This is a genomic window from Rhodophyticola sp. SM2404 (genome assembly GCF_053570515.1).
The window spans coordinates 279,109-300,556 of record NZ_JBSEDL010000004.1; the positions used below are offsets into that span (position 1 = coordinate 279,109).

Consider the following 21,448-nt stretch of genomic DNA (forward strand, 5'->3'; position numbering starts at 1 on the left):
TATTTGGAAAGCAAAGATGCATGCAGCCCATTGAACGGATCGATACAGAGGTACAATTGGCGCAAGCCGCGCGGCACTTGGTGGCGCTGGAGCCGCGATTTGCGCCTGTCTTGGAGGCGGGGCCTTTGCCTTTGCGGCGGCGTGCGGATGGGTTTGAGGCTTTGCTCTCGGCGATTGTGAGCCAACAGGTCTCGGTGGCGAGTGCGGCGACAATCTGGGCGCGGGTGGAGGCGGCGGGGCTGGCGCGCGCGTCTGCGATGGCGCTGGCCACGGATGAGGATTTGCGCGCGGTCGGGCTCAGCCGCCCCAAGCAGCGCTATGCGCGGGCATTGGCACAGGCGGATCTGGATTACGATGACTTGCGCGAGGCCTCAAGCGATGAGGTGATCGCGACATTGGTGGCGCTTCCGGGTATCGGGCTTTGGACGGCGGAGATTTATGCGAAATTCGCGCTTGGTCATGCGGATGTGTTTGCAGCGGGTGATCTGGCCTTGCAGGAGGCGGCGCGGGGGATGTTTGATTTGCCCGCGCGCCCCTCGGAGAAAGAGCTGCGCGCCATGGCACAGGCGTGGTCGCCCGTTCGGGCGGTTGCCGCGCGCGCGCTCTGGGTTTACTACCGCTTGGAAAAGGATCGGGAGGGGATCAGATGACGCGCAGTCTTGAGTATAAGGTGAAACATTCGATCTCGGGCATGGATGATAGCCTTGTGATCTTCCTGCATGGCTATGGCGCGGATGGCAAAGACCTTTTGGGTCTGGCAGACCCGCTGGCCGAACATATGCCCGACACCGTCTTTCTTGCCCCAGATGCGCCCGAGCAATCGGCGATGAACCCGATGGGATATCAATGGTTCCCGATCCCTTGGATCGATGGCTCCTCGGAGGAAGAGGCGGAATTGGGGATGAGCCATGCGGTCAATGATCTCAATGCCTTTCTTGATATGGTGATGGATGATCTTGATCTGGAGGCGGACCGCGTTGTTTTGGTGGGCTTTAGCCAAGGCACGATGATGAGCCTGCATGTTGCGCCACGCAGGATGGCGGCTTTTGCAGGGGTGGTCGGGTTTTCGGGGCGGCTGTTGCAGCCTGATTTGCTGGCTGATGAGGTCAAATCCCGCCCGCCTGTCTTGTTGATCCATGGTGACCAGGATGATGTTGTGCCGCCGCAAAGCCTGTCGGAGGCCGCAGAGGCCCTGCAAGAGGCGGGTTGGGAAGAAGTTTATGCCCATATCATGAAAGGCACGGCCCATGGCATCGCGCCTGACGGGTTGAGCGTGGCCCTTGCCTTTATGCGCGAAAAGCTCGGTATCGAATAAAGCCGCAATTTTCATCGCTCTTGTCATAAATCTGTCGAGTCCGGACGGTAACTCTGCCCCTGACACCTCACAAAATATTGTGGGGCTTGTCAGGTAGGATACGAGATATATAGTCGAGACATGCTGGGGCGGGGCTCCCGCTCTGGTGCCGCTAAAAAATACGGGCAGACAGAGTGGAGACGGAGTCCCCCATGGATGGTGATTTCAGGACAGAATTTACACGCGACCCCAGCACGCTGAGGCATAACCCCGCCTTGGTGCTGAACGCAGATTATCGACCCTTATCCTATTACCCGCTATCGCTTTGGCCATGGCAGGAAGCGGTCAAGGCGGTTTGGTTGGACCGTGTGCAGATTGTCGCCGAATATGAAGAGGTTGTCCGAAGTCCCTCAACCACGATCAGGATCCCCTCGGTCGTGGTGCTGAAAGATTTTGTAAAACCGCAAAAGCGCGTGGCCTTCACGCGCTTTAATCTTTTCTTGAGGGATGAATTCTCCTGCCAGTATTGCGGCAGTAAGGGCGATCTGACCTTTGATCATGTCATCCCGCGTGCGCGGGGCGGGATCACCTCTTGGGAAAATGTTGTGGCGGCCTGCTCCAGATGCAATCTGCGCAAAGGCTCCAAAAGCCTCAAGCAATCGGGAATGGCGCTGTGCAAACCGCCGCGTAGACCTGCTGCTGAACAATTGCGCAATACGGGCCGCAAATTCCCGCCGAATCATCTGCATGACAGCTGGCTCGACTTTTTGTATTGGGACGCCGAACTGGACGCGTGACATCATGGGTTTTGCGCTGCTAGCGTCAGCGCAGATCCATGAAAGGCGCGCCCCCCATGTCCGATACCGATTATTCCCCCGTCTCAGGTGCTGTTCTGCCGCGTTATGCGGGGCTGGCCAGCTTTATGCGCTTGCCCTATATCCCCGAGGGCGATCCGCGCCGTGCCGAGGTTGATCTTGGGTTTCTGGGCATGCCTTGGGATGGCGCGACCTCGAACAGGCCCGGTGCACGGCATGGGCCGCGGGCCTTGCGCGATGCCTCGACCATGATCCGCCAGATGAACCGCCATACCGGCCAATTGCCCTTTGAGGCGATGAAATGCGCCGATATGGGCGATGTCGCCATGAGCCCTGTTGATCAGGACGAAGCCCTTGCGGCGGCCGAGGCGGCGGTGGCAGGCATGTTGGCCGATGGCATTCTCCCCTTCATGCTGGGGGGCGATCATCTATGCACGCTGACCTGTCTGCGCGCGATCGCCAAAGCGCGCGGCGAGGCGGTGGGGCTGATCTTGCTGGACAGCCATACCGATCTCTACCCGCCCTATTTCGGCGGCAAGACCCTGACCCATGGCAATCCGTTCCGCCAAGCCATTGAGGAAGGCTGCATTGACCCAAAACGCAGCTTTATGGGCGGCATGCGCGGCACGTCCTATAATAACGAGGATTTTCAATATGGCTGGGATAAGGGTGTGACCATCATCCCCGCCGAGGAATGTTTCGAGCGTGGTTGGATGGATGTGATGGCGCAGGCCCGCGAGATTGCGGGGCAGGGGCCTGTCTATACCAGTTTCGATATCGATTTCATTGATCCCGCTTTTGCACCTGGCACGGGCACGCCCGAGGTGGGCGGCCCCAGCAGTGCGCAGGCTATTGCCTGCGTGCGGGCTTTGCAGGGCCTCAATATTATCGGGGCCGATCTGGTCGAGGTCTCGCCGCCTTTTGACCCAACGGGCAATACAGCATGGCTGGGTGCCTCGATCATTTTCGAGATGCTTTGTGCGATTCAGGGAAAATGAGCGCCAGACAGCCGCAAACGCCCAAGCATCTGAGGGAGAGCGACCAAGCTGCGGGGTTTGAGTTTGTCGAGGGGGCTGCGCGGTTTTCGCAAATGAATGATATCTTCACCCGCGCCTTTTGGGATAATCGGGTGCGCAGCGAGGACACAGATGCGTTTTTTGCCTCCTATCGGATGGAGGCCGCCCCGCGCCGTGGGGATGGCTTTTCGCAAAAAGACTTCGCGCTCAGGAATGCATCATGGTTGATCTCTGATATGATTTCGGAGCGCTCGGCCCATGAGGGTGAGCGGGAGGGGTTTCAAGCACCCTTGCGCGCCCAAACACCGACCCCTATGCAGGCCCCGCTTGGCACGCCTGAGCTGGAAGCGGGCCAAATCAAACGCGTGGCCAAGATGTTCGGCGCTGATCTATGCGGCATTACTGAGATTGATCTGCGCTGGCATTATGCCGATCGCCCCGATCTGCGCAGCATGGAGGCTGTGCCCAATGAGCTGCCCGAGGGGCTGACCCATGTGATTGTCATGGGCCATGCGATGGAGGCTGATCTGGTCGAGACCTATCCAAGCGCCTTGGCGGGGGCCGCGACAGGGCGGGAATATTCGCATGAGGCCGCGATTGTCATGCAGATGGCCGCCTATATCCGCAATCTCGGCTTTGAGGCTGTGGCCAGCATGAATGACACGGCCTTGGTCATTCCCTATGCGATCAAGGCAGGTTTGGGGGAATATGGGCGCAACCAGATGGTGCTGACGCCTGAATTTGGGCCACGCCTGCGCTTTTCCAAGATTTTCACCAATATGCCCTTGGCTGTGGATGGCCCTCGCGATCTTGGCATCAAGGCCTATTGCGAGGGATGCACGATCTGCGCGCAGGCCTGCCCCGTGAAGGCCTTGCCTGTCGGGGTGCCTGATTTTGGTGAAGAAGTCAGTGCGGGCTCTCCTTCCACGTTTCGTGCGGCGCGCAAATGGTCCTCAAATGCGGAAAGCTGTTTTGGCTATTGGGCCAAGTTGAAAACCGATTGCGCGATTTGCATGCGGGTTTGCCCCTTTAACCGCAGCTATACGGATTGGCGCGACAGGCTCTGGCGGTGGCTGGCCACAGGGCAGGCGGGTGGATGGGGGCGCAGGCTTGCGCAAAAATGGCAGCTGTGGAGAGGCGTGCCAGCACGGCTGAAACCCAAGGATTGGTGGCAGGCCAAAGGCGGCTAAACGGGGCGGGAACGCATGGATACTGTTTTCTTCATTGCATCAAAACTGGTCTGGATGGTTGCGGACCCGAGGATGTGGCCTGTCTATCTGATCGGCTTGGGCGTGGTGATGGGGCTGTTTGGCAAACAGCGCGCGGCGTTTCGGTTCAATGCGCTGGCCTTTGTCTTTTTGATGGTAGTGTGGGTCCTGCCGATTGATCGGCTGGTGCTTGGCCCGCTGGAAGGGCGTTTCCCCTCAAACCCCGCGATTGAAACCGCACCTGAAGGGATCATCCTGCTTTCAGGGTCCGAGCGGCCATTGCTGACGGCGCGCAGTGGTGTGGTGAATGTGAACGGCGCGGCTGACCGTATTTTGGCAACGATTGATCTGGCCAACCGCTTTCCGCAGGCGCGGATCGTGCTTGTAGGTGGCTCGGGGCGGTTGGAAGGCCTGCCTGAGGGCATGAGCGAGGCGGGTATCTCGAACCGTGTCTTGCTGTCCGCAGGCATTGATCCTGCCCGCATCACCATCGAGCAAAGCAGCCGCAACACCGCAGAAAGTGCGGTGACCACACGCGCTTTGATCAGCGGGGATCAGGCAGGGGCTTGGGTCTTGGTGACATCCGCTTGGCATATGCCGCGCAGTGTGGTGGTATTTTGCACGGTAGGCTGGCGCGATTTGCAGCCCTATCCGACGGATCATTCGAACATCACAGCGGGCCGAGGTAATTTCGATCTATTCGATAATTTGGAGGAGATTTCCAAAGGTATTCGGGAATGGATCGGGCTTGTGGCCTGTCGGGTTACAGGACGATCAGACAGCCTGCTTTCGGATGGATGTTAAAAGAGCCTCTCCCCCCGTTGACGCCGCCAAAAAGGCGGAGTAGGTGATCCGCGAGGCCCGAGTGGCGGAATTGGTAGACGCAGGGGATTCAAAATCCCCCGCCTAACGGCTTGTCGGTTCGAGTCCGACCTCGGGTACCACCTCATCTTCATTTTACATCTCAGCTCATTGGAATGCCCGCCCTTGGGGCGCGGTTGCTCGTGGCAAGCTGCCTACGACGCGGGATGTGTAAAATGCGCAGTAGAAAACGCTCGCAATCGGCACGATTGATTGCGTTAAGACTTATGCCGATTGGCCAGCCTGAACCGAGCACCTGAAGTGCGCTTTAGAATCGAGTCGGGAAATCGAAAGATAGCACCCCGATTCTTAGTCGATTCTCTGGATTAGCCTTCAAAATGCCGAACAATGCGCGGCTAGGGCCGCTGCAAATTGCGGGGAAAGAAACAATGTGTTTCCCCATTTGGCAACAATATGGCGAGAGGTTTGGCCGTAACGCAGGTCGCCCTCGGGCTATGCGTATCTGTGCAAAGCCCGAAGACATACTGGGTGTTAGGGGTGATTAAGACATATATTTTAAGAAACTTTTTCTCAAACACTCTAAAGTTAGTCGAACCCTATCCTTGGTTCAAAACCTCTCGAAATCGTAAATCGCGCTGAGGGCCTGGTAATCTTTGTGTCCGGAGTTTGTCTAAATGCGCCTGCTTGCCACGAAAATACCTCTTCGCCTCTCGAAAGATAGGGGCTATTACCAATGCAAGCCCGACTGGGGGGCGATGACTGCTAGGCCAAGGGGGCGGCCGCACGGACGACGCATGTGGGAATGCGGAGGATGTGCGTTCGCATTATCGCGATGAGCGATAACAGGCGCACCTATTGTACAGACTCGCAATCTGGGTCTGCGCTTTCAGGGCTGCATCGCAGCCATTCTCCTTCTCATTTGGACCGTCTTGACGTGTGGCCGCTGCGCTTTGTTTAGCCATCGCCCATCAAGTCGACGTGACATGATTTTCCGTCGCAAGACGGAAGGCCAAAGCAAAGGCCAAGGATAGGAGAGCAAGATGAAAGCTAAGATCGCAAATCAAGCGTATCGCAAAGCTAAACAAAGCATCGGTCAGACCGATGTTAAGTTACGTGTTGCTCTGACTGACCAACGGCTCTCGAGGATCTGAACGCAGGTTCGAAACAACAGAATTCACGGGCAAAGAAACAGCCCGAAACCGACCAAGCCGACATCGCGCGGCAACACATGAAGAAAGACTGCATCAATGAAGCTTCTTACCCCAAACTTCACAGCCAACGCATCGGCGATTGATGTCGTTTTTCACAACCAAAATCATTCGAACCTGAACGCGCTTGGTCGCGGTCTTTTCGTTGAGGGAGCAGTATAATGGCCATCATCGACGTAGCAATTCCAAGCAGCCAGACGGCCACGACCACCATCAACGCCGGGCCAGGTGATGTGATCAACATCCCAGCGGGGATGATGGGCAACATCACGATCAATGGCGGCCCTGATGTCACCATTAATATTCTGGGTGACCCCGATCCTGGCAGCACATTCGGCCAGCTCACACTTGGCGGCTTTGGCAGCGACATCGAACCGACGGTGAACATCCCTGCGGGCGTTGATTTCTCTCGGTATCCCATCGATTCAAACGGCCAAAACCTGACCCTGAACGTCGGCGACGGTGCAACGCTTGCCGGCATCGACGCCACCGGCATGAGTAACACGGGCACGTTGACCATCAACGCGGGTAACGATGTAACCGTCGACGGTTCGATCAACAACTACGGCGCTGACGCTGACTTTACCTTTGGGTCTGGCGCGACTGTCACGGGCACCACGACTGCGACGTCGGTTGGCGATGCCAATGTTACCTTCGGCGACAATGCAACGTTTGGCGGTACTGTCGCCCTGTCGGACGGAGGAAACACCGCGAACGTGAACGCAACGTTTGGCGACGGCCTTGATGTGACCGGTCAGATAACCGCTGGCAACGACGGTGCAGAAATGAATATCGCGATCGGCAACGATGCGACGATCTCCAACGCGCTCAACCTTACCGGACAAGCGCCGACCAATCTGACCATCGGCGACAACGCCACGATCCTCGGCAACATCAACTTGGCATCGAGCGAAGATACCGTCGTTATTGGCGACAATTGGGATCTTGCCAACATCAACATGGGCCTTGGCGATGACAACCTGACCATCGGCCAGCAAGCTGTTGGTGCCAACAACACCGTGATCGACGGGGGCAACCCCCAAGGCATCGACACGGATGGGATCACCATCACGGCGCGGCCGGATCAGGTTGCCGCCTTCCAAGCGGATGGCTGGATCGACAACGGTGACGGCACGTGGTCATCTCCGCCCGCAGCGTTCAACGGCAGCCCAATGAACGGGCCCGGCATTGCTATTCAAGACTTCGAAGGCGCGGCAGCTCCGTTGCCAAACGATCCGCCAGTGATCGATCCGATCGCGGATACCACTACGCCTGAAAACTCCACCGATCCTGTCTTCACGGCCTCGGCCACCGACCCTGACGGCGACCCGGTCACCTACTCGCTGTCTGGCGATGATGCGGCGCTGTTCAACATCGATCCTGCGACGGGCGAAGTGACGCCGATTGCGGGCCTTGATGCAGAGAACCCGACGGATGCCAATGGTGATGGTGTTTATGACATCACGGTTGTGGCCACCGACCCCAATGATCCGACGCTCTTCGACGAGGAGCCTGTGGCGATCACCGTGGGTGATGTCGATGAAGCACCTGTGCTTGACCCGATCACGGATCCGACGATCCCCGAGAACTCAACAGCGCCTGTCTTCACAGCCAATGCGGTTGACCCCGATGGCGAAGCCCCCGTCTACTCGCTGACAGGCGACGATGCGGCCCTGTTCAACATTGATCCGGCAACAGGCGAAGTCACGCCGATTGCAGCGCTCGATTTCGAGAACCCGACGGATTCCAATGGCGATGGCGTCTATGACATCACTGTCGTGGCCACCGATCCGAATGATCCAACCCTCTTCGACGAAGAGCCCGTTGCGATCACCGTGGGCGATGTGAATGAAGCTGACGGCGTTGTTGACGGTGAAACCACTGGCGAGAGCATGACCCCTGGTTATGACGCCGCCAATGGTCCAACCGATGGCGGCGGCGATGTGATTGGTGCTGGCAATGACAGCATTGAAGGCAATGGCGGCGATGACACCATCGATGCGGGTGCTGGCAATGACACTGTTGATGGCGGCGCGGATGATGACAGCATCACCGGCGGCGACGGGGACGACTCTGTCCTCGGTGGTGACGGCGCTGACACGCTTGCGGGCGGCGAGGGCACAGATACGCTTGATGGCGGCGCGGGCGATGATGACATCGCGGTTGGCGGTGACGATACGGGTCTTGGTGGCTCGGGCGATGATGTCTTCACAATTGACCCAACTGATCCTGCGCCAGATGTAGCTGTCACAATCGACGGCGGCACCGATGGCACCGTTCCAGGTGAAGAAGCTGGCCCCGAAAATGGTGATGAGGGCGATGTCCTTGATCTGTCGGGTGAAACCGGTGATCTGGACGTTGTTCTGGCAACTGATCCTGAAAGCGGCACGGTTGACGGTATCGATACGATTGCGGGCGATGATGACATCACCTTCGACGAGATCGAGAAGGTCCTGACCGGTACTGGCGATGACAGCATCGACGGCGGCAGCTCGACTGGTCCGATTGATGTCGAGACTGGCGGCGGCGATGATACGGTCGCGGGCGGCACTGGTGATGACACCATCGATGGTGGCGATGATAATGACAGCATCGATGGCGGTGACGGCGATGACAGCATTGCTGGCGGCGCGGGCACCGACACTCTGACAGGTGGTCTGGGTGCAGACACAATCGATGGCGGCGCGGGTGATGATGACATCACTGTGGGCGCTGGCGATGTGGCCACAGGCGGCAGCGGGGATGATGACTTCTTCCTCGATCCGACCAATACCGATGGCCCCGACACCATCACGATTGACGGTGGTACCGACGGAACCTCCGGCTTCCCCGATGATCTGGCCAATGATGATGACGGCGATACGCTGGACTTCACCGGTCTGGACAATGTGACCATCGTGACACCGCTGGTGGATGACGGCACGGGCTCCTTCTCGGGTCAGGTGAGCTACACCAATGACGAGGGTGAAGTGATCACGGTCGACTTCACCGAGATCGAGAATGTGCTTGGTCTGCCCGGCGGTCCTGACGGCGTTGTTGACGGTGAAACCACTGGCGAGCTGATGGATGTCGGCTATGACGACGCCAATGGTCCGACAGATGGTGGCGGCGATCAGATCACCAATAATGCAGACTCCATCGAGGGTAATGGCGGCGACGACACGATCAATGGCGGTGGTGGCAATGACACCATCGACGGTGGTGACGATGACGACGTGATTGATGGCGGCCTAGGCGACGACTCTGTGCTTGGCGGCGACGGCGCTGACTCGGTGGTTGGTGGCGATGGTGCCGATACCATCTATGGCGGATCGAACGTCCCAGCTGACAATCTGATCGATGATAATATCGACCCAGGCCAGAATGACCCTGACACGCTAAATGGTCAGGATACGCTGGATGGTGGCGCTGGAAATGACGTGATCTTCGGTGAAGATGACGATGACAACATCACCGGTGGCACGGGCAATGACAGCCTTGATGGTGGCATCGATGATGACACCTTGTCGGGTGGCGATGGTGAAGACACCTTGATCGGTGGTCAGGGCGCTGACAGCATGTCAGGTGGCCTTGGTAATGATACCTTCTTGGTCGGCACCTTTGATGATCCGAACAACCCTGGTGACAGCTATATCGAAGGCATCGGTGATACGATTGTCGGTGGTGAGGACCCCGGTGATACCGATACCGATACGCTTGATCTGACTGGCTCTGGCCCGCTGACGGTCATTCCATCGGCACCGGGTGCCGAGGACGGTATCGTCGAATTCTATAGTGATCCGGCGAAGACCAACCTGATCGGCACTTTGGCGTACTCGGAAATCGAGAACATCATTCCGTGTTTCACACCTGGTACGCTGATTGCGACCATGAAGGGCGAAGTGCCAGTCGAAAGCTTGCAGGAAGGTGACAAGGTCATCACCCGCGATAACGGTATCCAAGAGATCCGTTGGATCGGCAAACGGACGCTTCAGCGCGATGAGCTTCGTCGCGCCCCGCATCTGAGCCCGATCCTGATCAAAGCGGGAAGCCTTGGTGATGGATTGCCCGAGCGGGACATGATGGTCAGCCCTCAGCACCGTATGCTGGTGGCAGGCGATCAGACACAGCTCTATTTCGAAGAGCCTGAAGTTCTGGTGGCGGCGAAGCACCTGATCAATAATGGCTCGATCCAAGCGATCGATACCCTGCGGGCGACCTATATCCACTTCATGTTCGATCAACACGAAGTGGTGCTGGCAGACGGCGCTTGGACGGAAAGCTTCCAGCCAGGTGATCAGACCCTTGGTGCCATGGGCACAGCACAGCGTAACGAGATTTTGGAACTCTTCCCTGATCTCGAAATGCAGACCGGTCGCGATGATTATGTCGCCGCGCGTCGTGTTCTCAAAGGGTATGAGGCCAAGCTGCTTAAGGGCTAAGGCGCTTCGCGTGAAGCTTAAGCCACCTAACGCTGCCTGAAATCATTGGTTTCAACGCGTTAGGTGGTGATCACGGCAACTTGTGAAACGCGAAATGCTCAAAAAATAACAGTACCCATGGGGGCACTGTGGCGCGAGGGGGATACCTCCCTTGCAGCTCGGAGGATAGGGATGGCCTAGGGGTAGGCCGTCCCTATCTGCGTTTTACCGAATGGTTTTTTCGGGAAGACATTTCAATATATTGATATGAAATCAGCGTCTTGCGGCGCGCCATTGATCCCAATCCTCGGGCGTGTCGAGATCGGTGATCGCGCGTTTGCCTTGGAGGGGAACCAGATGCAGCCGCGCCGCCTCGCGCGTCAGGATCTGCTTTGCCCCGTCATCCCCTTTGAGCTGGCCCAGATCAGGCAGCAGATCGGCGGGAAACAGTACGGGATGGCCCGCGATGCCATCCTTGGTGGCCGCCCGCAGGATCGCATTGGGCGCCTGTTCCGATAGGGCCAGAAGCACATGGAGATCATAGGCCGTGACCTCGGGCATATCGGCAAGAACCACCAGAACGGGCCCTGTGAGCCCCTCGACACCCGCCTTGAAGGAGGCGGCCATTCCCTCGCCTTCAGGGGCTTCAACGATTTCGAGCGACACATCTTCAAGCGCTGTGCGGCGGGCCGCTTGATCGGGGCCGAGCACCACGCGGGTCGGGCCTGCCTTGACACAGCGCGCCGCTATCAGGCGGATAAGAGGTTGTAAATCAACGGTTTCCAACAATTTATCGGCGCCGCGCATCCGCGTGGAACGGCCCGCTGCCAAAAGCAGGATCGTCGGGGCGGAGGTGGCGCTGCGCTTAGCCAAGATTGCGGATCTTCAATTCGGTCAGGCGGTTGTTTTCGCGCTTGGCCACTTCGAAACGGAAGCCGTGGAAGGAAAAGACCTGCCCTTCAAGCGGGATGGTTTGCGCCTCATGGATCACAAGCCCCGCGACGGTATTGGCTTCCTCATCAGGCAGGTTCCAATCGGTGGCGCGGTTGAGGTCACGGATCGTCATCGCCCCATCGATCAAATAGGTGCCATCGGCCGCAGGGGTCAGGTTGATGGCTTCTTCGGTGTCGAATTCATCAGTGATCTCGCCCACGATTTCTTCGAGGATGTCCTCAAGGGTGATCAAACCGCGCAGCGCGCCATATTCATCGACCACCAAGGCGAAATGCGTGTGGCGGCGCAGGAATTGGCGCATCTGGTCGTCCAGCGTGGTGGTCTCGGGCACGAAATAGGGCTTCATCGCCACATCCAGCACCTTGAATTCCTCAATACCGGGCGCATCCTTGCCGCGCGCGAGGCGGTCCATCGCGCGCAGAAGGTCTTTGGCATGGATCACGCCGATGATGTTTTCGGTCTCGTCGCGATAGACGGGCAGGCGCGTATAGGCCGATTGCAGCGCTTGGCTGAGGATTTCCTCGGGCGCGTCATCGGCATTGATCATCTCAATCTTCGAGCGATGCAGCATGATTTCCTCAACCGTGCGTTCATGCAGGTCAAGCGCGCCAAGCAGACGGTCACGATGTTCTTTTTCCACACCCCCCTCGGAATGGCCAAGGGTGATCGCGCCCTCGATTTCCTCACGGGCGAAAAGGCCTTTGCTATCGGTATCGGTCTGCACGCCAAAGAGGCGCAGCACCCCGCGCACAAAGACCTGAACGGTGGCCACGACAGGTGCAAAGACAAGGATCACCACGCGGATCACGGGCGAGACGGCGGCGGCGGCCTTCTCGGCATTGGTGATGGCATAGGTTTTGGGCAGAACCTCGGCAAAGATCAGCACCAGCAGGGTCATCACCAAAGTGGCCAACGCCACCCCGCTCTCGCCAAAGGCGCGGGTGAACATGGCTGTGGCCAGCGAGGCGGCGAGGATATTGACGAGGTTATTGCCAAGCAGAACCGAGCCGATCAGGCGCTCGTTATCCTCGGTCAATTTGAGCGCGCGTTCCGCGCCTTTTGACCCGCGATCAGCTTGCGAGCGCAATTTGCCCCGTGAGGCGGCGGTCAGCGCGGTTTCGGAGCCTGAAAAGAAGGCTGAGAGAACAAGAAGACCAATGATTGCGCCTGCTGTGATCCAGAAAGCGGTGTCTAGGAGGGGTGCGTCGGGCATGGGCTCGTCATTTGTTCAAGGAATGAGAGAGTTATGGGGGCGAAGCGGGGCCGCTTCAAGCCCAATGGTGGCAAGGATTGCGGCTGCGGGAGCCTCCGGCGGAGGTATTTGGGAAACAAAGAAGCCGAAAGCTCAGTCCTTTTGGGCGAGAGGGTGTTTATCCAGCACCAGTGCGCGCAGGCGTTCATCAAGGATATGGGTGTAAATTTCGGTCGTGGCGATATCGGCATGGCCCAGAAGGGTCTGGATCGCCCTGAGATCCGCGCCGCCTGCCAGAAGATGCGTTGCAAAGGCGTGGCGCAGGGTATGGGGGGTGGTTTTCTCGGGCGAGACGCCAGCGGCGGTGGCGATTTCCTTGATCAGGGTGAAAAACCGCACGCGGGTGAGATGGCCCGCTTTGCCATTGGAAGGGAAGAGGAAGCGCGAGGGCGGGGTGCCGCGCTCGATACGGGCGGTTTCTTCCAGCGCGTCGCGGGTGCTGAGCCATGTGCCTAAAGCCTCGCGCGCAGGCGGTGACAGCGGAACCATGCGTTCCTTGCCGCCCTTGCCGCGGATTAAAAGCCATTGCGGATCGCCACGCGCGGCAGAGACGGGCAGGGTGACCAATTCGCTTACCCGCATCCCCGTGGCATAGAGCAGTTGCATCAGGCAATGGTTGCGCAAGCGGTCAGGTGTGTTGCGGCCATGGGATTTCGAGGCCTCCAAAAGGCGGTCCACCTCGGCATGATCGAGGGTTTTGGGCAGGCTGCGGGCGCGGGCGGGGCCTTTGATTTTGAGGGCAGGGTTTTCCATGCGCAGCCCGTCCTCATAGGCAAAGCGGTAGAGTTGCTTGATTGAGGAGAGGCGTCTGGCGCGGGTCGCAGGGGCCATGCCGCGTGTGTCGAGATCAATCAGATAGGCCTCAAGATCCTCGCGGGTGGCGGTGGCGAAATCCTGCCCGCGGGTAGAGAGGAACGTATCGACATCCATCAGGTCGCGCCCATAGGCCTGCAAGGTATTCTCAGAAGCGTTTAACTCAGCCGCTTGCGCCTCGAGAAAGGGGCTGATCCAAGCGCGGCTCATATCCGGCTCTGGCTGCTGCTGTTCAGAAGAAGCAATTGCAGGGCGGCGCGGCGGGCCACATCTTCAAGACCTGCAGCGCGGAACAGGCGCAGGGCATCGGCCAGATCATCCAGATCGCTGCCCTCACTGGACAACACGAGCGAGGCGCTGAGCAACGCTTCGCCCAAGCGGCCTGTTTGCAGCAGATGTGCATAGCGTTCAGGCGGGGTGATGGCGGCAAAAGCCGCGACCACGGCGGCCTCGGTCGGGCCATCATCGGGCAGGGCGGGGGCTGCGCGGCCTGTGGCGATGGCAAAGAGACGGCGCTCGATCGGGGATTGCGGCACTGTGCTTTGGGCCAGTGCCTCGTATCTGGGGCCAAGCAGTGCGATTTTGCGGGCCAGCTCGGCGGCCTCACCCGTGAGCGGCTGGCGCGAGAGGGCTTCGGCATAAAGCGTGGCAAAGGGTACCAGTAGGCCTGCGCTGCGCATCGCCTCGACCGCTGCGGGCATGCTTTCTGCGATAGCCTGCGGGTCACGTGCGAGCATGGCCATATCAAAGGCTTGCAGGGCATCCACGCGGTCCCAGATGCTGCCTGAGGCCGATGGAACGCGGCTGAGATAGATGTTTTGCCATTGGCCAGGCTCGATCGCGCCGGCGCGCATCAGCCGCTCGGACGCATCAAGCTGCGCGCGCCAGCCCGCCAGATCGGCCATGTCGGATTGCGCGAAAGCCAAAGGCAGAGAGGTTGAGGAGGGACGCTCACCAAGGGCGATGCGCATTTCATAATGCAGCGGCGTCATCTCGGCCTCAGGGGGTAGGGGCGGTTCCCCCTCAAATAATTCGGGATCAAGGAAGCGCGTCATCAGCGCGGCATCCTCAGCGGTGATAAAGCCCAAGGCCTCGCCCGTGCCAAGCGAAAGGGCGGCGGCAGGCCAATCGCCCGAGCGGGCAAGGCAGAAGATGCGGGCCGGATAGGTGGGCGCGATATCGGGATTGGCGCGCATCGCGGCACAAGCGCGATCGGCCTTGCCTGTCAGAAGGCTGACATCAAACCAGCGGCGAAAGACAGTGGGGTTGGTGGGGCCTGCGCGTTCGATCAATTCGCGGGCTTGCTCGAGCGCGCCGCGATGGAGCAGCATATCGATGCGGCTGAGAAACAGGGTGGCCTCGCGCCCTGCATCTTGGGGCGGGTCCAGCTCGGCCAGCGCCAGCATCTCGGTGAAGGCTTGAATGGCGGGCAGGCCTTCTATGGGTTGGCGCAAGAACAGCTCGGCCAAGGCGGAGGCCTCGGAATTGGTCCAAAGATCGGCGGGCAGCCCCGTGATGGAGCGTGGCAAAAGCCCCACGGCATCCAGACGCACAGCGCCGATTGGCATCACGGTGATGGCGCGCGGTGCGGCGGAGGTCGCCACATTGGCATGCGGGGCTGTGACGGTGTCGGACAACCAAGCAGGCGGTGCGAAATCCTCAGGCGCGGTTGAGGAGGCAAGCTCCTGCGCGCCTGCCATGCTACCACATGCCAGAAAGGCCAGCGGCCAGAATGCCTGCTTAATCCGCATCAAGGGTCACCGATTGGGTGACTTGACCGGTCGGTGGCTCCATCAGCCCTGAATAGGAATAGCCCAAAAGCCCCGCCACAATCAGCAGAACGAGGATCGCGAGGTATTTCAAAAGTCGGCCCATTTACGCCTCTGCCAGTTTCAATTTCGCGGGCTTTTCGCCTTGGATCACTCCATACAGGCTTTACACCCTTTTTTCGACATTTGCCGCCGCTCTGATTTCAATATAAGGCATTGCGAGCAGAATTTCGCCACTGTCGGGGATAATTTTTTTGGATATGCGCGAAACAGCGGCACATACGGGGCAGGTTTTGCAGCAAACGCTGGTTCTGGTGGGGATGCCGGGCTCGGGCAAGACAGCAATCGGGCGCGCTTTATCGGCGCGTCTTGGGGCACCGATGAAAGATTCGGATGCCGAGATCGTCGAAAGCGCACAGCTTTCCATTGCTGAGATTTTCGACCGGTTCGGCGAGGAATTTTTCCGCGATCGTGAGGCCAAGGTGATCGAGCGGCTTTTGGATGGCCCGCCTTGCATCCTGTCCACGGGTGGCGGCGCTTGGTTGAGTGAGCGCAACCGTGAAATGATTGGTGCGAAAGCGGCCGTGCTCTGGCTTGAGGCCGATCTGGACCTGCTCTGGAACCGTGTGCGCCACAAGACCACGCGCCCCTTGTTGCGCGGGCCTAACCCCAAGCAAATATTGACAGATTTGTTGATGGCGCGCACGCCATCCTATGAATTGGCCCCGATGCGGGTGCATGTGCAAAGCGCGTGGTCCATCGAGCGCACGACCGATGAGGTCGAGGCGGAACTGGCCCGCGCGGGCGTCATAAACGAGGCAGGCTGATGCTGAATGAATTCACGGTTCATGTTCCTTTGGATGATCGCGCCTATGATGTGCGGATTGCGCAAGGTCTGACCGCGCGGGCAGGCGCCGAGATTGCGCCGCTTCTGGTGCGCAACAAGGTCTGGATCATCTCTGAGGAGACGGTTGCGGGGCTTCATCTTGATGCTGTGAAGGCGGGTTTGGGCGCGGAAGGCATCGCCTCTGAGGCGCTGATCCTCAAGCCGGGTGAGGGCACGAAAAACTGGGAAAACCTGACGCGGGTTGTCGAATGGTTGCTCAGCGAAAAGGTCGAGCGGCGCGATATCGTCATCGCTTTGGGCGGCGGTGTTATCGGGGATCTGGTGGGGTTTGCGGCGGCCATTATGCGCCGCGGCGTGCGCTTTGTGCAGATGCCCACCTCGCTTTTAGCGCAGGTCGACAGCTCGGTCGGCGGCAAGACGGGCATCAATACCCAGCATGGCAAAAACCTTGTGGGCGCGTTTCACCAACCCTCGCTGGTTCTGGCCGATATTGATCTGCTCGGCACGCTGAGCGCGCGGGATTTTCTGGCAGGCTATGGCGAAGTGGCGAAATACGGGCTACTTGGCGATGCGCGGTTCTTTGACTGGCTGGAGGCCAATGGCCCCGCTTTGGCAGCGGGTGATCCCGCCTTACGGGCCGAGGCCGTGCGCCATTCGGTGCAAATGAAAGCCGATATCGTGGTCAGGGATGAGACCGAGCAGGGCGACCGCGCGCTTCTCAATCTGGGGCATACGTTTTGTCATGCGCTTGAGGCCGCGACAGGCTATTCCGACAGGCTGTTGCATGGTGAAGGGGTGGCCATTGGCTGCGCCTTGGCGTTTGAGGTCTCGGCGCGGATGGGGCTGTGTTCACAAGAGGATCCAAGTCGCGTGCGCGCGCATCTTTCTGACATGAAGATGAAGCGGGATATATCTGATATTGCAGGAAAATTACCTGACGCCAATGGCCTGTTAGAGTTGATGGGTCAGGATAAAAAAGTGCAAGACGGCAAGCTGCGTTTCATCATGGCACGCGGCATTGGCGAGGCCTTCGTCACCTCGGATGTGCCGCGTGATATCGTGTTGGATGTTCTGGGCGAAGCGCTGGAAGGGCGCTAGCGCAAGCGCCCTTGAGGGGGCGGATCAGTCCTTGCCGCGATAAGGCTCGACATATTGCAGGGCCATATCCCATGGAAAGAAAATCCATGTATCTTGGCTGACGCCTGTGATGAAAGTATCGACCATCGGCTCGCCTTTGGGTTTGGCATAGACGGTGGCGAAATGCGCCTTGGGGTAGAGCGCGCGCACGATCTCGAGGGTTTTGCCGCTATCGACCAGATCATCAATCACCAGAATGCCTGACCCATCGCCCATCAAGTCGGGATCGGGTTTATTGAGCACGACGGCCTCGGATTGGTTCTGATGATCATAGGACTTCACGCTGATCGTATCGACGGTGCGAATATCCAGCTCTCGCGCGATGATCATGGCAGGTGCCATACCGCCGCGCGTGATGGCGACAACCGCCCGCCATGCGCCATCTTCCTCGGGGCCCCGCTTATCAAGCCGCCACGCCAAGGCGCGGGCATCGCGATGGATTTGGTCCCAAGAAACATGGAAGCCTTTTTCATGGGGCAGGGGCGTGATCATCTGCGTTAGTCCTTCCGGCCTGTCACAACATCAATATCGGGCGCATCCACAGCCTTCATGCCAACAACATGATAGCCTGCATCCACGTGCAAATTCTCGCCCGTCACGCCCGAGGCGAGATCGGAAAGAAGATAAAGCGCGGATTTCCCGACATCATCAATATTTACATTGCGGCGCAGCGGTGAATTCAGCTCGTTCCATTTCAGGATATAGCGGAAATCACCAATACCCGAGGCCGCCAGCGTCTTGATCGGACCCGCCGAGATCGCATTGACGCGGATATTCTGTTTGCCGAGATCTTCGGCCAGATACATGACCGAGGCCTCAAGCGCGGCTTTGGCCACGCCCATTACATTATAATGCGGCATGACCTGCTCGGCACCGTAATAGGTGAGCGTCACGGCGCTGCCGCCATCGCTCATCAGCTTTTCGGCGCGCTGCATCACGGAGGTGAAGGAATAGACCGAGATATTCATCGTCATGTTGAAATTTGCGGCACTTGTATCCACATAGCGGCCGCGCAATTCGTTTTTATCCGAGAAACCAATGGCATGAACGATGAAGTCCAGTTTGCCCCAAGCCTTTTCCAGCTCGGCAAACAGCGCATCTACACTTGCGTCATCGGTCACATCGCAGGGAATGACCAGATCGCTGCCCAATTCCTTGGCCAAAGGTGCAACCCGCTTGAGAAGTTGTTCACCCTGATAAGAAAAAGCCAATTCCCCGCCCTCGGCCGCAACGGCCTTGGCAATGCCCCAAGCGATGGATTTGTCATTGGCGAGCCCCATAATCAGCCCGCGTTTTCCACTCATCAGCCCCATGGTCACCCTCGTTTGTTTTGGTCAATGACGACGTCATTTCGGTCTTAGGCGATTGAGTTAACCGCTTCAAGCCATCCTCGCTGCCTTGCCTTGTCATATCCCGCGCCCTAGCTTGCCCCTTGCCGGACCCAAGGAGGCTAGAATGAGCGACCGCACAGGCATATTTGCCGGAGATAACCCCTTTGAAATTGCCAAAGCATGGTTGAGCGAGGCGGAGACATCCGAGCCGAATGATCCCAATGCGATTGCCTTGGGCACCGTTGATCCAGACGGGCTGCCCAATGTGCGTATGGTTTTGCTCAAGGATATCGAAGAGGACGCGTTCGTTTTCTACACCAATTACGACAGCAAGAAGGGGCAGGAGATCGAGGCCTCGGGCAAAGCGGCTTTCGTGCTGCATTGGAAATCACTTCGCCGCCAAATTCGGGTGCGCGGTATTGTCGAGCGCGAGGATGGCCAAGCCGCCGATGATTATTTCAATTCCCGTTCCCTCAAGAGCCGCCTTGGGGCTTGGGCCTCGGCGCAATCGCAGCCTTTGTCCAGCCGTGCGGCCTTGGTCGCGGAGGTGGCGAAGGTGACGGCCAAACAAGGCTCGAATCCGACACGCCCGCCAAATTGGGGCGGGTTCCGCATCCGTCCAGTCGAGATTGAATTTTGGGCAGATGGCGCATTTCGCCTGCATGACCGCTTCAAATGGACAAAACTTGACGCTGCGTCAACTTGGGATGTAGAGAGACTTAACCCTTAATAAGTCAAACCTACCTAAAACCGTGCTGCATGAAACCGTTTGTTCGAAAATGGAACGAGTGGAGTATTAAATGTTACCACGGGCAGAAATTTCTACTTGCGATGACCTTGGGGCCGCGCCAAATGGGGATGTTAGGGAACAAATAAAGGGCGAAAGCCCTAGGACAGGAAAATCCACTATGTCGGAAGATAGTATCCGCGTGGAGGAGGCCGTTCGTGGCAAGGTTAAATGGTTTGACGCATCCAAAGGGTTTGGTTTCATCGTCTCAGATGATGGTGGTCCGGACATCTTGTTGCATGCAAATGTATTGAGGAATTTCGGTCAGGGATCGGTGGCGGATAACGCCCTTGTCTCGGTCACCGTTCAGCACACAGAACGCGGGGTTCAGGCACAAGAAGTGCTCTCGATCGCCCCACCGTCTCCGGAAGAAGCACTTTCAGGTGTCACAGTAGACATCCCCGAGACCGACGCGCCCTTCGAGGCCGCTCGGATCAAATGGTTCGACAAGACCGAAGATATATTTCTGCATGCCGAGGTTCTGCGCAGCTTTGGTTTTGCCGATCTTATGCCGGGTGAGGCCGTTTCGATTCGCGTCGCTGATGGTCCGCGTGGTAAGATGGCTGCAGAAATTCGCAGTTGGGACCACGTCCGAGAGGAATAAACATGTCGCTATATTCAAGGATCACCTGTCTGGCTTCGGTTTTGGTGATCCTTGCGGGGGGCGCATCTGCCGCCTGCCGAGAGGACCGCGTTGAAATTCGCGGTGATTTCGGGACAGCGCGCTTCTCGGTTGAAATTGCGGATGATCCTCAGGAACGCGCCATTGGTTTGATGAACCGACCCAGCATGGCGCGCAGCGCGGGAATGCTCTTTATCTATGAACGTCCGCAGATGGTCAGCTTCTGGATGGAGAACACGCTGATTCCCCTCGATATGCTTTTTATCGATGAAACGGGCGTCATCGCGCGCATCCATGAAAATGCGATTCCACTGGACCGAACACCGATTCCCGGAACGCCGGAGACCTTGGCCGTGCTGGAAATCAATGGCGGTTTGGCGCGGGATATCGGAATTTCGGAAGGGGATTTGCTGCGAAATCCCCTGCTACCTCAAGAACTTGCAGCTTGGAGCTGCGAAGTCGAATAGCAGGGGTTTTCATCGGCGCAACTTGGCGTTAGAGGAGAGCCGTCGGGGCGTGGCGCAGCCTGGTAGCGCGGCGGTTTTGGGTACCGTAGGTCGTAGGTTCGAATCCTATCGCCCCGACCACTTTAAATCTTCATGATTTAATCATCCCACCTTCATCCCATTGTCACGAATTGGCGGTTCGCTAGGCGAACCCCTGCGGCCCAAGCGTATGTTTTGGCCATAGCTGCACAAACTTATCGCACAAACACAACATGTAGCGATCACAGGATAGGACCGCGTCAAAAGATATCCTTTTGGCCATGCCATGCTCATGTCTGGTTTCACATCTTTGGCTAAATGTCAGTGAAACAACGAAGTTTGCGCTTGTCGGTTATATTAACGAATTCTGGATGAATCGGATGGCACTTGCCGCTAAGGCAGTCTTTGTCGATTTCAACCTCTAAAACTGCTCTGAATTGTCAAAAAAAGAATTGACCTCTTGTGGTGATCTACGCCAGTTTGTGTGGGCCGACGCAGAGAACCACTACATATAGTGGTGCTGAGGCACAGGGGCATAATATCTCCCAATTGAGCCAGCTTTGTCGAAAAAAGCTGCATCATGCCCGAAAGGGCGTGGGGGATGGGGTGTTGCCAAAATAAAGACGGTCAGAGCGCGTTAGACGCTGGCAAGCCGCAGGAACAGTAATTTGGCTTAGTAAATGAGGCA

The 21,448-nt window shown here is 58.1% G+C and carries 19 protein-coding genes and 2 tRNA genes; 14 read left to right on the forward strand and 7 right to left on the reverse strand.

Translation table 11 applies throughout. The features are described 5' to 3' along the window. The first annotated feature begins 20 nt into the window (after positions 1-20). The 8 genes from ACTYEO_RS08340 to ACTYEO_RS08375 all read left to right on the forward strand — a co-directional run bounded on the left by ACTYEO_RS08340 (position 21) and on the right by ACTYEO_RS08375 (position 10,784). Positions 21-650 (forward strand): DNA-3-methyladenine glycosylase family protein, encoded by a 630-nt coding sequence (locus ACTYEO_RS08340; protein ID WP_449323267.1) that lies wholly within the window; start codon positions 21-23, stop codon positions 648-650. Then, positions 647-1,315, forward strand: coding sequence for an alpha/beta hydrolase (locus ACTYEO_RS08345; RefSeq protein ID WP_449323268.1), 669 nt, complete (start codon positions 647-649; stop codon positions 1,313-1,315). The genes ACTYEO_RS08340 and ACTYEO_RS08345 overlap by 4 nt, the downstream gene beginning before the upstream one ends. Before the next feature lie 191 nt (positions 1,316-1,506). Continuing rightward, entirely contained in the window at positions 1,507-2,091 is a 585-nt protein-coding gene (locus ACTYEO_RS08350; RefSeq protein ID WP_449323269.1) for an HNH endonuclease, read from the forward strand. Positions 2,092-2,147: 56 nt separating this feature from the next. After that, positions 2,148-3,107, forward strand: coding sequence for an agmatinase (speB, locus tag ACTYEO_RS08355; RefSeq protein ID WP_449323270.1), 960 nt, complete (start codon positions 2,148-2,150; stop codon positions 3,105-3,107). Beyond that, positions 3,104-4,315: a 4Fe-4S double cluster binding domain-containing protein gene (locus ACTYEO_RS08360; protein WP_449323271.1), complete on the forward strand. Its 1,212-nt coding sequence runs from the start codon at positions 3,104-3,106 to the stop codon at positions 4,313-4,315. Before speB ends, ACTYEO_RS08360 begins: the two co-directional genes overlap by 4 nt. A gap of 15 nt (positions 4,316-4,330) precedes the next feature. Then, positions 4,331-5,137 carry a YdcF family protein gene (locus ACTYEO_RS08365; protein ID WP_449323272.1) on the forward strand — a complete coding sequence of 269 codons (807 nt, stop codon included), beginning with the start codon at positions 4,331-4,333 and terminating at the stop codon, positions 5,135-5,137. Between the two features lie 55 nt (positions 5,138-5,192). Next, positions 5,193-5,277: transfer RNA gene (locus ACTYEO_RS08370), tRNA-Leu, on the forward strand. Positions 5,278-6,524: 1,247 nt separating this feature from the next. Beyond that, complete coding sequence (locus ACTYEO_RS08375) at positions 6,525-10,784, forward strand: Hint domain-containing protein (protein WP_449323273.1); 4,260 nt, start codon at positions 6,525-6,527, stop codon at positions 10,782-10,784. Positions 10,785-11,036: 252 nt separating this feature from the next. Here the strand turns inward: ACTYEO_RS08375 and ACTYEO_RS08380 are convergent, their stop codons facing one another. From ACTYEO_RS08380 to ACTYEO_RS08400, 5 genes are all read right to left on the reverse strand, one after another. After that, positions 11,037-11,636 (reverse strand): nucleotidyltransferase family protein, encoded by a 600-nt coding sequence (locus ACTYEO_RS08380; protein WP_449323274.1) that lies wholly within the window; start codon positions 11,634-11,636, stop codon positions 11,037-11,039. Next, positions 11,629-12,930, reverse strand: a complete 1,302-nt coding sequence (locus ACTYEO_RS08385; protein ID WP_449323275.1) for an HlyC/CorC family transporter — start codon at positions 12,928-12,930, stop codon at positions 11,629-11,631. Before ACTYEO_RS08385 ends, ACTYEO_RS08380 begins: the two co-directional genes overlap by 8 nt. Before the next feature lie 132 nt (positions 12,931-13,062). Beyond that, positions 13,063-13,992 (reverse strand): tyrosine recombinase, encoded by a 930-nt coding sequence (locus ACTYEO_RS08390; protein ID WP_449323276.1) that lies wholly within the window; start codon positions 13,990-13,992, stop codon positions 13,063-13,065. Next, entirely contained in the window at positions 13,989-15,533 is a 1,545-nt protein-coding gene (locus tag ACTYEO_RS08395; protein ID WP_449323277.1) for a hypothetical protein, read from the reverse strand. Before ACTYEO_RS08395 ends, ACTYEO_RS08390 begins: the two co-directional genes overlap by 4 nt. Beyond that, entirely contained in the window at positions 15,523-15,657 is a 135-nt protein-coding gene (locus tag ACTYEO_RS08400) for a hypothetical protein (protein ID WP_449323278.1), read from the reverse strand. The genes ACTYEO_RS08395 and ACTYEO_RS08400 overlap by 11 nt, the downstream gene beginning before the upstream one ends. 154 nt (positions 15,658-15,811) lie before the next feature. Between ACTYEO_RS08400 and ACTYEO_RS08405 the strand changes: the two genes are divergently transcribed. Then, complete coding sequence (locus tag ACTYEO_RS08405; RefSeq protein ID WP_449323279.1) at positions 15,812-16,378, forward strand: shikimate kinase; 567 nt, start codon at positions 15,812-15,814, stop codon at positions 16,376-16,378. Next, positions 16,378-17,496 carry a 3-dehydroquinate synthase gene (aroB, locus tag ACTYEO_RS08410; protein ID WP_449323280.1) on the forward strand — a complete coding sequence of 373 codons (1,119 nt, stop codon included), beginning with the start codon at positions 16,378-16,380 and terminating at the stop codon, positions 17,494-17,496. Before ACTYEO_RS08405 ends, aroB begins: the two co-directional genes overlap by 1 nt. A gap of 24 nt (positions 17,497-17,520) precedes the next feature. Here aroB and gpt read toward each other — a convergent pair whose 3' ends face one another. Together gpt and fabI are read right to left on the reverse strand one after the other, a co-directional pair. Continuing rightward, on the reverse strand, positions 17,521-18,027 hold the full coding sequence (gene gpt / locus ACTYEO_RS08415; RefSeq protein ID WP_449323281.1) for a xanthine phosphoribosyltransferase: 507 nt from the start codon (positions 18,025-18,027) through the stop codon (positions 17,521-17,523). 5 nt (positions 18,028-18,032) lie between these two features. Further along, positions 18,033-18,848, reverse strand: coding sequence for an enoyl-ACP reductase FabI (fabI, locus tag ACTYEO_RS08420; protein WP_449323282.1), 816 nt, complete (start codon positions 18,846-18,848; stop codon positions 18,033-18,035). A 142-nt stretch (positions 18,849-18,990) separates the two neighbouring features. Between fabI and pdxH the strand changes: the two genes are divergently transcribed. The 4 genes from pdxH (at position 18,991) to ACTYEO_RS08440 (ending at position 20,862) form a co-directional block, all read left to right on the forward strand. Next, entirely contained in the window at positions 18,991-19,596 is a 606-nt protein-coding gene (gene pdxH, locus ACTYEO_RS08425; RefSeq protein ID WP_449323283.1) for a pyridoxamine 5'-phosphate oxidase, read from the forward strand. A 178-nt stretch (positions 19,597-19,774) separates the two neighbouring features. Further along, on the forward strand, positions 19,775-20,257 hold the full coding sequence (locus ACTYEO_RS08430) for a cold-shock protein (protein ID WP_449323284.1): 483 nt from the start codon (positions 19,775-19,777) through the stop codon (positions 20,255-20,257). A gap of 2 nt (positions 20,258-20,259) precedes the next feature. Then, a complete protein-coding gene (locus ACTYEO_RS08435; protein ID WP_449323285.1) occupies positions 20,260-20,742 on the forward strand; it encodes a DUF192 domain-containing protein in 483 nt (160 codons plus the stop codon). 43 nt (positions 20,743-20,785) lie between these two features. Continuing rightward, a tRNA-Pro gene (locus ACTYEO_RS08440) sits at positions 20,786-20,862 on the forward strand. The last annotated feature ends 586 nt before the right edge of the window (positions 20,863-21,448 follow it).